Source organism: Pseudomonas sp. V88_4, assembly GCF_029967985.1.
Taxonomy (GTDB): domain Bacteria; phylum Pseudomonadota; class Gammaproteobacteria; order Pseudomonadales; family Pseudomonadaceae; genus Aquipseudomonas; species Aquipseudomonas glycinae.
Genome location: NZ_JASCAF010000001.1, coordinates 329,088 through 340,725, shown reverse-complemented (window position 1 = coordinate 340,725; position 11,638 = coordinate 329,088). Strand labels below are relative to the sequence as shown.

The 11,638-nt window shown below is 60.6% G+C and carries 13 protein-coding genes; 7 read left to right on the top strand and 6 right to left on the bottom strand.

The annotated features are described in order from the left end of the window. Nucleotides 1-44 precede the first annotated feature (44 nt). Both ybaK and QLG12_RS01545 read left to right on the top strand, forming a co-directional pair. Entirely contained in the window at nt 45-515 is a 471-nt protein-coding gene (gene ybaK / locus QLG12_RS01550; protein ID WP_007953184.1) for a Cys-tRNA(Pro) deacylase, read from the top strand. 89 nt (nt 516-604) lie between these two features. Then, entirely contained in the window at nt 605-1,387 is a 783-nt protein-coding gene (locus QLG12_RS01545; RefSeq protein WP_197868516.1) for a PhzF family phenazine biosynthesis protein, read from the top strand. Nucleotides 1,388-1,436: 49 nt separating this feature from the next. On the opposite strand, the gene QLG12_RS01540 is transcribed toward QLG12_RS01545, so the two are convergent. Beyond that, the gene (locus tag QLG12_RS01540; protein ID WP_282473763.1) at nt 1,437-2,546 is read right to left on the bottom strand and encodes an ABC transporter ATP-binding protein; all 1,110 of its coding nucleotides are present in this window, start codon (nt 2,544-2,546) and stop codon (nt 1,437-1,439) included. Beyond that, the gene (argF, locus tag QLG12_RS01535; protein ID WP_039765834.1) at nt 2,543-3,463 is read right to left on the bottom strand and encodes an ornithine carbamoyltransferase; all 921 of its coding nucleotides are present in this window, start codon (nt 3,461-3,463) and stop codon (nt 2,543-2,545) included. The genes QLG12_RS01540 and argF overlap by 4 nt, the downstream gene beginning before the upstream one ends. A 406-nt stretch (nt 3,464-3,869) precedes the next feature. On the opposite strand from argF, the gene QLG12_RS01530 reads away from it, so the two are divergent. The 3 genes from QLG12_RS01530 (at nt 3,870) to grxD (ending at nt 6,836) form a co-directional block, all read left to right on the top strand. Further along, the gene (locus tag QLG12_RS01530) at nt 3,870-4,160 is read left to right on the top strand and encodes a hypothetical protein (protein ID WP_007963969.1); all 291 of its coding nucleotides are present in this window, start codon (nt 3,870-3,872) and stop codon (nt 4,158-4,160) included. Nucleotides 4,161-4,291: 131 nt separating this feature from the next. After that, nucleotides 4,292-6,397, top strand: coding sequence for a molybdopterin oxidoreductase family protein (locus tag QLG12_RS01525; protein ID WP_282473762.1), 2,106 nt, complete (start codon nt 4,292-4,294; stop codon nt 6,395-6,397). Between the two features lie 97 nt (nt 6,398-6,494). Next, nucleotides 6,495-6,836: a Grx4 family monothiol glutaredoxin gene (gene grxD, locus QLG12_RS01520; protein ID WP_039765841.1), complete on the top strand. Its 342-nt coding sequence runs from the start codon at nt 6,495-6,497 to the stop codon at nt 6,834-6,836. A 105-nt stretch (nt 6,837-6,941) separates the two neighbouring features. Here the strand turns inward: grxD and bfr are convergent, their stop codons facing one another. Continuing rightward, nucleotides 6,942-7,418: a bacterioferritin gene (gene bfr / locus QLG12_RS01515; protein WP_085684506.1), complete on the bottom strand. Its 477-nt coding sequence runs from the start codon at nt 7,416-7,418 to the stop codon at nt 6,942-6,944. Nucleotides 7,419-7,617: 199 nt separating this feature from the next. Further along, nucleotides 7,618-7,836 (bottom strand): bacterioferritin-associated ferredoxin, encoded by a 219-nt coding sequence (locus QLG12_RS01510; protein ID WP_007953193.1) that lies wholly within the window; start codon nt 7,834-7,836, stop codon nt 7,618-7,620. Between the two features lie 290 nt (nt 7,837-8,126). On the opposite strand from QLG12_RS01510, the gene QLG12_RS01505 reads away from it, so the two are divergent. Continuing rightward, entirely contained in the window at nt 8,127-8,729 is a 603-nt protein-coding gene (locus QLG12_RS01505; RefSeq protein ID WP_007963972.1) for a peroxiredoxin, read from the top strand. 74 nt (nt 8,730-8,803) lie between these two features. Here the strand turns inward: QLG12_RS01505 and rnt are convergent, their stop codons facing one another. Beyond that, nucleotides 8,804-9,478 (bottom strand): ribonuclease T, encoded by a 675-nt coding sequence (gene rnt / locus QLG12_RS01500; protein WP_011335739.1) that lies wholly within the window; start codon nt 9,476-9,478, stop codon nt 8,804-8,806. Continuing rightward, complete coding sequence (gene pyrC, locus QLG12_RS01495) at nt 9,475-10,521, bottom strand: dihydroorotase (protein WP_039765844.1); 1,047 nt, start codon at nt 10,519-10,521, stop codon at nt 9,475-9,477. The genes rnt and pyrC overlap by 4 nt, the downstream gene beginning before the upstream one ends. A 160-nt stretch (nt 10,522-10,681) precedes the next feature. Between pyrC and QLG12_RS01490 the strand changes: the two genes are divergently transcribed. After that, complete coding sequence (locus QLG12_RS01490; RefSeq protein WP_197868518.1) at nt 10,682-11,590, top strand: OmpA family protein; 909 nt, start codon at nt 10,682-10,684, stop codon at nt 11,588-11,590. The last annotated feature ends 48 nt before the right edge of the window (nt 11,591-11,638 follow it).

Genomic DNA, 11,638 nt, shown 5'->3' with positions numbered 1-11,638 from the left:
AATCCGTCGCAGGATTTTTCGCTACTGCCGAACCCGGAGCTGCCATGACCCCTGCGTTGGACTTGTTGAAAAAAGTTCGTGCCGAACATCGCGTGCACAGTTACGAACATGACCCGAAGGCTGCCTCGTATGGCCTGGAGGCCGCGGAAAAACTGGGACTCGATCCGGCGCAGGTGTTCAAGACGCTGCTGGCGGCCAGCGAGAAGGGTGAGTTGCTGGTAGCAGTGGTGCCGGTCGTCGGAAGTCTCGACCTCAAGGGGCTCGCCCACGCCGCCGGCGTGAAAAAAGTCGAGATGGCCGACCCGGCCGCCGCGCAGCGCTCCACCGGTTATCTGTTGGGCGGCATCAGTCCGCTGGGGCAGAAAAAACGCCTGCGGACCTTCATCGATAATTCGGCCCAGCCTTTTGCGACCATTTATGTCAGTGCCGGCCGGCGCGGGCTGGAAGTGGAGCTGGCGCCGGCGGTCCTGGCAGAGCACACCCAGGCGAAATTTGCCGACATCGGGCGCCCTTGACGTCTGTATGAAGAAAATTGGCCGGCACTGTCACTGGCGCTGATCCGGCCGGCGCTGCATGCTCGTTCGACTGACACAGGGAGAAAGTTATGCAGCTCGAGTTTCATCAGGTCGACGCGTTCAGTGATCGGCCATTCAGCGGCAATCCGGCGATGGTCTATCGGCTCGACGCGTGGCTCGCGGACGAACTGATGCAGAAGATCGCCGCCGAACACAATCTGGCGGAAACCGCGTTTCTGGTGCGCGAAGGGCGGGCGTGGCACATCCGCTGGTTCACGCCGACCACCGAAGTGCCGCTGTGTGGTCACGCGACCCTGGCCAGCGCCTATGTGCTGTTTGAGGTTTACAAGGAAACAGCCGAGCGTCTGGACTTCACCTGCAAGTCCGGGCCGTTGAGCGTCAGCCGCGAAGGCGACAGGTTGTGGCTCGATTTCCCGGCCATCGAAGCGGTGGAGAAAGGCGTCACCCTGGAGATCGAGCGGGCGCTGAATGTTCAGGCGGTGGACGTCCTGAGTTCCAACGAGCTATTTGTGGTGCTGGAGTCCGAGCAGGCGGTGCTCGATTGCACGCCGGACATGGTCGCCCTCGCCAAGCTGCCGTGGTTGGGCGCGATCGTCACCGCGCGGGGCAATCAGCATGACTTCGTCTCGCGTTATTTCGCCCCGGCGATCGGTATCAATGAAGACCCGGTCACCGGCTCGACCCATTGCAGCCTGATTCCGTACTGGTCGAAACGTCTGGGCAAATCCAGCCTGACCGCGTGCCAGCGTTCGGCGCGGGGCGGTGAGCTGTTCTGTCGGCTGGAAGGTGAGCGGGTGAAGATCGGCGGGAATGCGACGCTGGTGGCCAGCGGCACATTGATGCTGGGCTGAGAGCAAAAAACAAGGGAGCCATCAGGCTCCCTTATTGTTTGGGTGCAGATCAGTGCGCGGTGCTGTAACGGCGGACGCCGTTTTCCACCGCCGGAATCTGCGCCGCCGTGCTGCCGGACGCCTGGAACAGCACCAGATGTTCCGCTGCCACCCGAATCCCGACATCCGCACCCACCTGATGGTCGGCATGGCTTGGGAAGATCGATTCCAGCTGCGCACCGGTCGGCAGTTGCAGGCGATACAGGGTCGAGGCGCCGAGGAACGTCTTGCCGACGATCCGCGCTTTCAACCCGCTTTCCGGCGCGTAAACGATGTCGTCCGGCCGGAGCAGCACATCCACCGCGCCACCGACCGGCCAGGTATAGGCGCGATTGCCACGCAGTTCACCGAGTTCGGTCTGCACCGATTCCGGGCTGCCGAGCTGGCCGCGAATGAAGTAACCCTGGCCGATGAAACTGGCCACAAACGGCGTCGCCGGTTCGTGATAGAGGTTGTACGGCGTGTCCCACTGTTCCAGTCGGCCTTCCTTGAACACACCGACGTGATCGCTGACGGCGAAGGCTTCTTCCTGGTCGTGTGTCACCAGAATCGCGCTGGTGCCACGGGCCTTGAGGATGTCGCGCACTTCGTGGCTCAGTTTGCGGCGCAACTCGCCATCGAGGTTGGAGAACGGCTCGTCCAGCAACAGCAATTGCGGCTCCGGCGCCAAGGCTCGGGCGAGGGCGACACGTTGTTGCTGGCCGCCGGACAGCTCGTGGGGGAAGCGTTTGCCGAGGTTCTTCAGGTTGACCAGTTCCAGGAGCTCTTCGGTCACGCGCTCCTTGTTCGGGTGCTTGCGGATGCCGAAGGCGATGTTGTCCGCGACACTCAGGTGCGGGAACAGCGCGTAATCCTGGAACACCATGCCGATCCGGCGCTTTTCCGGAGCGAGGGTGAAACCGGCGCTGGAGATCACTTCACCGCCGAGAGAGATTTCCCCTTCGTGGACCGGCTCGAAACCGGCAATCGCGCGCAGGGTGGTGGTCTTGCCGCAGCCGGACGAGCCGAGCAGGCAGCCGATGTCACCGGCATTGAGGTGCAGATTGAGGTTCTGCACCACACGTTGATCTTGATAGCCGCAAGCGAGGTTGCGCAGGTTCAGCAGTAATTCATGACTCATGCGTGGTGATATGCCGGTTCGACGAGGAACTCGAGCAGGGCCTTCTGTGCGTGGAGACGGTTTTCTGCCTGATCCCAGGCGACGGAGCGCGGATCATCGAGCAGGTCGAGGCTGATTTCCTCACCGCGGTGAGCGGGCAGGCAGTGCATGAATAGCACGTCATCGGCAGCCAGGTCGAGCAGGGCGCGGTTGACCTGAAACGGCGCGAACAGTTTGAGGCGCTTGGCGGTTTCCTCTTCCTGACCCATGGAGGTCCAGACGTCGGTGCTCACCAGATGCGCGCCGCGCACGGCGTCTTTCGGGTCGCGGACGATGGTCACGCGGTCACCGGCCTTGGCCACGAATTCAGGATTCGGCTCATAGCCTTCAGGGCAGGCCACGCGCAACTGGAAGTCGAACTGGATCGCCGCTTCTATATAGCTGTTGCACATGTTGTTGCCGTCGCCGATCCAGGCCACGGTCTTGCCCTGGATCGAGCCGCGGTGTTCGAGGAAGGTCTGCATGTCGGCCAGCAACTGACACGGGTGCAGGTCATCGGACAGGCCGTTGATCACCGGCACGCGGGAGTTGGCGGCGAATTCGGTCAGGGTGCTGTGGGCAAAGGTACGGATCATCACTGCGTCGAGCATGCTCGACATGACGATGGCGCAGTCGCCGATCGGCTCGCCACGGCCCAGCTGGGTGTCGCGCGGCGACAGGAAGATCGCCTGGCCGCCGAGCTGGATCATGCCGGCCTCGAAGGAGATCCGGGTACGGGTCGAGGATTTTTCGAAGATCATCCCCAGGACGCGGTTTTTCAGAGGCTCGAACAGTACGCCGCGGTTACGCAGGTCCTTGAGCTCAACGCCTCGACGGATCACGCTGACCAGCTCTTCGGGCGTGCAATCCATCAGGGAGAGAAAGTGCCTTGCGCTCATCATTGACTACCTTTTTGCTACAAACCGCAGATGCTCAAAGCCTTGTTTATCGGAACAACGGGCGAGACCTGCGGCGTAAGCCGCACGGGGGCGACGAAATAGGGGAAGGCGCGATATTGACACTAAATGTCGCGTTTTTCCAATAGGCTACGGTTTTTGCAGAAATGCGCCGGGGTTGGAACAGTGCGAACACTGTGATTTCCGGTCAGTTTTCGAGAGGGCAGCGAGGCATTTGTACACTGGCCCCACCGGGCTTGGCAATCAGGCGCGGCGGGGATGGCACAGCTCTGGTCGGTTTGCGACCGGTGAACCACCGATTCGCTTGGTCGGATGCGCAGGTTGAAACATTTGCTAAAGCAAAGTGCTGGGTTATAAATAAATCACGAGCGACGCAGGAAGCCTCCGCATGGAATCGAAAGAAAAACTGTTAATGGAACTGCTGGGCCACACGGCACGCTCATTGACCCACCTCACCGCCTCGATGACTTCGATGTCCTTCGAACTGCTGCGCAGCGAAGACGACGTGGTCAAGGCCGCCAGCCGGCAGATGATCGACCGCATGGCGACCATCAGCGCCGGGCTCGACGAGCATTGGCGACTGATCGGCGAGCTCACCGGCGTCCACGTCGCCCATGAGCAGATCGAGACCATCCAGGAAATCCAGCTGGCCGCACCGCCACAGCTTCCGGCGAACTGACGCGGGTCTATCGGCCGGCCTGATGGCCACCGATTCACAAGACGAACGTCGCTGGCGCTGCACCGGGTCGCGGGCCATAGTTTTGTTCCCGCAGGCGTGATTGCCTGCCCAGAACAAGACAGAGACTGGCCATGACCAAGACTCTCCATCACCGTGCCTGCCACCTGTGTGAAGCCATCTGCGGCTTGACCATCGAAACCACCGAAACCGACGGCCAGGTACAGATCACCTCGATCAAGGGCGATGCCCTGGACACATTCAGTCGTGGGCACATCTGCCCCAAGGCCGTGGCGCTGCAAGACATCCAGAACGATCCGGATCGCCTGCGCCAGCCCATGCGCCGGGTCGGCAACGAATGGCTGCCCATCGAGTGGGACGAAGCGTTCGAGCTGGTCGCCGAAAAACTCTCGGCGATTCAGGAGCGTCATGGGCAGAACGCGGTTGCCGTGTATCAGGGTAACCCCAGCGTGCATAACTACGGGCTGATGACCCACAGCAATTACTTCCTCGGCCTGTTGAAAACCCGCAACCGCTACTCGGCGACGTCGGTCGATCAACTACCCCATCACCTGACCAGTTACTTGATGTATGGCCACGGCTTGCTGCTGCCGATTCCGGACATCGATCACACCGATTTCATGCTGATCCTGGGCGGTAATCCGCTGGCGTCCAACGGCAGCATCATGACCGTGCCGGATGTCGAGAAGCGTCTGAAGGCGATCCAGGCCCGGGGCGGCAAAGTGGTGGTGGTCGATCCACGGCGCAGCGAGACGGCGGCGATGGCCGATCAGCATTTGTTCGTGCGCCCCGGCGGCGATGCGGCGTTGTTGTTTGGTGTGCTCAATACTCTTTTCGCCGAGGGCCTGACTTCGGACAGTCATTTGCCGGTGGACGGTCTGGACGACGTGCGCGCGGCGGTGGCGGGATTCACCGCTGAAGCCATGAGCCCGTTGTGCGCCGTTCCCGCCGAACAGATCCGCCAGTTGGCCCGGGATTTCGCCGCTGCGCCCAGCGCCGTTTGCTACGGCCGGATGGGGGTTTCCACACAGGCCTTCGGCACGCTGTGCCATTGGGTCGTGCAGTTGATCAATCTGGTGACCGGCAATCTCGATCGCGTCGGCGGCGCCCTGTGCACCGAGCCTGCGGTGGATCTGGTGGCGTCGACTTCGGGCGGGCATTTCAACAAATGGCAGAGCCGCGTGTCCGGACGTCCTGAGTACGGCGGTGAGCTGCCGGTCTCGGCGCTGGCCGAAGAAATGCTCACCGAGGGTGAAGGGCAGATTCGCGCGCTGATCACCGTGGCCGGCAATCCAGTGTTGTCCACGCCCAATGGCCGGCAACTGGAGCAGGCGCTGGACGGGCTGGAATTCATGGTCAGCGTCGATCTGTACATCAACGAAACCACGCGCTATGCCGACCTGATCCTGCCATCGACTTCGGCGCTGGAGAACGATCACTACGACACCACTTTCAATCTGTTCGCGGTGCGCAACGTCACCCGATTCAACCGGGCAATTCTCGCCAAACCCGAAGGGGCGCTCCACGACTGGGAAATCTTCGTCGGCCTGGCCAAGGCCTTCGCCGCGAAAACCGGCAAGGAGCTGAAACCGACGATGCCGCCGTCGAAGATGATCGACATGGGATTGCGCATGGGCGCCTATGGCGATGCGTCCGAGCATAAATTGTCGCTGGCGACGTTGTTCGATCATCCGCACGGCGTTGATCTGGGAGCGCTGAAACCCAACCTGACACCGCGATTGAAGACCTTCAATCAACGAGTTCAGGCGGCGCCGCCGGAAATCCTCGCCGACCTGGCGCGCTTCGCCGCGTTGCAGGCGCCGGCCGCCGATGAGCTGTTGATGATTGGTCGCCGTCATGTACGCAGCAACAATTCGTGGATGCACAATTACCACCGGTTGGTGAAGGGCAAGCCGCGTCATCAGTTGTTGATGAATCCGGACGATCTCGCCAGTCGCGGGCTCAGTGATGGTCAGCTTGTCCGGGTCAGTTCGCGGGTCGGGCAGATCGAGGTCGAGGTGCTGGGCAGCGCGGACATGATGAAGGGCGTGGTCAGCCTGCCGCACGGATGGGGCCACGCCCGGCCGGGTGTGCAGATGGCGATTGCCAGCAGCCAACCCGGCTCCAGCGCCAATGACCTGACCGATGAATGCCAGCTCGACGAGCTGTCAGGCAATGCGGCGCTCAATGGCGTGCCGGTGACCGTGGCGGCGGCGTGAGCAAGTCTGTCGGGGAGACCGAGCAGGGCGCTCGGGATTCCGTTACAATGCGCCACCGTGCCGACCCATGAGTCGGAAAGTTCAGCCGAGGTGCTCCATGGATATCATCGAAACGATTAAAGAGCAGATTGCCAACAACACCATTCTGCTTTACATGAAAGGCTCGCCGAATGCCCCCCAGTGTGGCTTCTCCGCGAAAGCTGCGCAGGCTGTGATGGGCTGCGGCGAGAAGTTCGCCTACGTCGACATCCTGCAGAACCCGGAAATCCGCGCCAACCTGCCGAAGTACGCCAACTGGCCGACTTTCCCGCAGCTGTGGGTAGCCGGTGAACTGGTCGGCGGCAGCGACATCATGGCTGAAATGTTCGCCAACGGTGAGCTGCAGACCCTGGTCAAGGAAGCATCCGCCAAGGCTGCTGCGGCCAAGTCCGAAGCCTGATTGGCTTCTGCCCGGATTTCGGCGAGCTGAAGTCCGGGCAATAAAAAGCCCCGCCTCTCGAAAGAGGGCGGGGCTTTTTAGTGTCGCGAGTTTAGCGCTGGCTAATTACTCGTCTTCGCCCATCTGCGATTGCAGATAGTTCTCAAGACCGACTTTATCAATCAGGCCGAGTTGGGTTTCCAGCCAGTCAATGTGTTCTTCTTCGGATTCCAGGATGTCTTCGAGCAGTTCGCGGCTGCCGAAGTCACCGACGGATTCGCAGTGGGCGATGGCGACCTTCAGGTCAGCATGGCCGGTCTTCTCGATACGCAGGTCGCACTCCAGCATTTCCTTGGTGTGCTCGCCGATGTGCAGCTTGCCCAGGTCCTGCACGTTCGGAAGGCCTTCGAGGAACAGGATGCGCTTGATCAGCTTGTCCGCGTGCTTCATCTCGTCGATGGATTCGTGGTACTCGTGTTTGCCGAGCTTGTTCAGGCCCCAATCTTCATACATGCGTGCATGCAGGAAGTACTGATTGATCGCGACCAGCTCATTGGCAAGGATCTTGTTGAGATGCTGGATGACTGTTACGTCGCCTTTCATGATGGGAGTCCTGCCCTAAGTAGCGGTATATAAGGCAGAGTTTGAGCTTGGGATTTATAAGTGTCAAACCTAAGTTATTGAATAATAAATGAAAATTAATCTGAATAAGAATGTTTGTGTTCCGCGTCTAGGCGCTAAGCAATTGATTTTCAGGCATAAAAAAACCGGACTTAAGTCCGGTTCTTCAAAATCGGGATAATTACGCGGCGGTAAATTCTGCCGGGTAGGGGATCGCGGCCTGGGCGGTTTGCAGCTTGGTCAGGGTTTCGCGAACCACTTCCTTCGCCAGGCACGCACATTTGCCGCATTGGCTGGCGACGCCGGTGGCCTGACGGACTTCTTTATAGCTGCAGCAACCTTCATAGATCGCTTCGCGGATTTGTCCGTCGGTGACGCCAGTGCAGAGGCAAACATACATAAGTGAGAACCGTCGCTGGTTGTGACTCAATTGCGATGGATCTTAATGTTAACGAGAATGATTGTCAAAGTGCTTTCCGAAGGGTTTTCATCGCCAACGGCTGTGACTGACGAACGGTGGTGCATGGCTGAATGCCAGCGGGCTTTCGCGAAAAACCTTTAAGGACAGCCGAAAAACGCAGTGTATGATGGTCGGCCCTTGCGAAGGGGGTTCGTGTCACAGGGCTGTCGCCTGAGGGTGGCAGGCTGGCCCGAACCCTGAACTTCAAGTTTCTACACCAGGAGATATCAATGAGCGTACTCGTAGGCAAACAAGCCCCTGACTTCACCGTCCCGGCCGTACTCGGCAATGGCGAGATCGTTGACAGCTTCACCCTGTCCTCGGCCATCAAAGGCAAATACGGCCTGGTGTTCTTCTACCCGCTGGACTTCACCTTTGTCTGCCCGTCCGAGCTGATCGCTCTGGACAACCGCATGGCCGACTTCAAGGCACGCAACGTTGAAGTAGTCGCCGTTTCGATCGACTCGCACTTCACCCACAACGCCTGGCGCAACACCCCGGTCAACAATGGCGGCATCGGCCAGGTGAAATACACCATGGCTGCCGACATGAAGCACGAAATCGCCAAGGCCTACGACGTTGAGTCCGAAGGCGGCGTGGCTTTCCGTGGCGCGTTCCTGATCGACGACAAAGGCGTTGTCCGCTCGCAGATCATCAACGACCTGCCGCTGGGCCGTAACATGGAAGAGCTGATCCGTCTGGTCGACGCTCTGCAATTCCACGAAGAGCACGGCGAAGTCTGCCCTGCCAACTGGAAAAAAGGCGACAAAGGCATGAACGCTTCGCCAGAAGGCGTTGCGGCTTACCTGACCGAGAACGCTGCTGCCCTGTAAGGCGCAACGTCGAGGTACAAAAAAACCGGCTCTTGAGCCGGTTTTTTCATGCGCGGGATTTAACCCGACGACCTTCAGTCGTCGAAGTCTTCCCAGCCGCCCATCTGTTTCCAGCGGTTGACGATGCCGCAGAACAGCTCGGCGGTCTTTTCGGTGTCGTAACGCGCCGAATGCGCTTCACGGCCATCGAAATCGATGTCGGCTGCCTGACAGGCCTTGGCCAGTACGGTCTGACCGTACGCCAGACCCGCGAGGGTTGCGGTGTCAAAGCTGGAGAACGGGTGGAACGGGTTGCGCTTCATGTCCAGCCGCGCGACGGCAGCATTGAGGAAGCCCAGGTCGAAGCTGCTGTTGTGGCCGACCAGGATCGCCCGCTTGCAGCCGTTGGCCTTCAAGGCCTTGCGCACGCCACGGAAGATGTCGGTCAGCGCTGTTTCTTCGCTGACGGCCATGCGTAACGGATGATCGAGCTTGATCCCGGTGAACTCCAGCGCGGCCGGTTCAACGTTGGCGCCTTCGAACGGCTCGACGCGGAAGAAGTAGGTGTGGTCCGGGTAGACGAAACCCTTTTCATCCATGGCGATGGTGGTCGCGGCAATCTCCAGCAATGCGTCGGTGGCCGAGTTGAAGCCACCGGTCTCTACGTCGACGACAACCGGCAGGTAGCCGCGAAAGCGTGCTGCCATTGGATGACGGGAACCGCCGCCACCTTGACCGTCCAGTTCGTCGTCGAAATGGTCTTCACTCACGCGTGTTCCTCCAGCAGGCGCCAGCGCAGTTTTTCACCGGCGCGCAGCGGGATAACGGTCAGCTCGCCGAAAGGCAGGCTGGTCGGGGCGGTCCATTCGTCACGAACCAGGGTGATGCGATCGGTGTTTGCCGGCAGGCCATAGAAACGCGGGCCGTTGAGGCTGGCGAACGCTTCGAGCTTGTCCAGCGCATTACGCTGTTCGAAGGCTTCGGCATACAGCTCGATGGCGGCATACGCGGTGTAGCAGCCGGCGCAGCCGCAGGCGGCTTCCTTGGCGTGCTGGGCGTGCGGTGCCGAGTCGGTACCCAGGAAGAATTTCGCGCTGCCGCTGGTGGCGGCGTCGAGCAGGGCTTCCTGGTGCGTGTTGCGCTTGAGGATCGGCAGGCAATAGAAGTGCGGCCGGATCCCGCCCACCAGCATGTGGTTGCGGTTGTACAGCAGGTGATGCGCGGTGATGGTCGCGCCGACGTTGGCCGAAGCCTCGTTGACGAACTGCACGGCATCGCCGGTGGTGATGTGTTCGAACACCACTTTCAGCGTCGGGAAACGCTCGACCACGCGGCGCATGTGCTCGTCGATGAAGATCTTCTCGCGGTCGAACACGTCGACGTCGCCACGGGTGACTTCGCCGTGGATCAACAGCGGCATGCCCACTTCGGCCATGGCTTCCAGCGCCGGGAAAATCTTGTCGATGCTGGTGACCCCGGAATCGGAGTTGGTGGTGGCGCCGGCCGGATACAGCTTGGCGGCGTGCACGAAACCGCTGGCCTTGGCCTCACGGATTTCTTCGGGCTGGGTGCGGTCGGTGAGGTACAGCACCATCAGCGGTTCGAAACGACTGCCGGCCGGGCGGGCAGCGAGAATCCGCTGGCGATAGCCGTCGGCTTCAGCGGCGTTGCGCACCGGAGGTACCAGGTTGGGCATGATGATGGCGCGACCAAAGGTGCGCGCGACATCCGCAACGGTATTGGTCAACACGGCACCATCGCGAAGATGAATGTGCCAGTCGTCGGGACGCAGCAGGGTCAGGCGGTCGGACATGAGGGGATTCCAGGCGGGTCAAACTGAGGCGAATGCTACCGGAAAAGACTCTTGCAGGCACTCGCTATCAAGTTTTGCGACGAGCGTCCGATATCCCATAGGTATGCCGTAAAGATGTATGTCTCGGTCTTTTTTGTTGTAGAAGCCAATGGAGCCTCCCGTGCGCCAGCGATATTTAGCCTTGCTCAGTGTGTTTGCCAGCCTTCCCGCGATGGCACTGACCTACCAGACCCGTCTGGAGAACATTGAGTGGACGGTCGAGGGCGACAAGTTCGAGTGCCGTCTGACGCAGCCGATCACTGATTTTGGCTCAGGGCAATTCGTGCGCAAGGCCGGCGAGCAGGCGACCTTTCGCCTGAACGCCTACAACGCCATGCTCGGCGGCGGTTCGGCGACTTTGCTGGCGGCGGCCGCGCCGTGGCAGCCGGGGCGTGGCGACATCAATCTGGGCACGGTTCGACTGGGCAGCGGCAACGTGCTGTTCAACAGTTCTCAGTCCCAGGCCGGGCAACTGATCAGCGGTTTGATGGACGGTCGCAGCCCCGTGGTGCGCCGGGCATCGGGCGATGGTCGGGTGTCTGAAGTGCGCCTGTTGCCGGTCAAGTTCAGCAAGGCGTTCAATGACTATCAGACCTGCGTGGCGAAACTCTTGCCGCAGAATTTCGATCAGGTCAAACAATCGCAGATCGGCTTTCCCGGCGAAGGCGTCGAACTGGACGCCGCCGCCAAGGCCAAGTTGCAAGTGATGCTCGAGTACATGAAGGCCGATCCTACGGTCAATCACATCGAACTCGATGGCCACTCAGACAACAGCGGCAATCGCCTGACCAATCGCGAGCTGTCGCGCCGCCGCGCGCTGGCCGTGGTCGACTTCTTCAAGGCCAACGGCATCCAGGAGTCGCAGATCACCGTGCGTTTCCATGGTGAGCGTTATCCTCTGGTGCCGAACACCAGTGCCGCCAACCGGGCCAAGAACCGGCGGGTCAACGTGCACCTGGCACGGGTGGCACCGACGACTGCTCCAGCGCCTCAGGCCAGCACGCCTGCCAACACGGCGGCGACTTCCTGACCTGCCGGTCATCGTCGCTCTCTCGACAGATTCTGTCGCTTTGTCGTC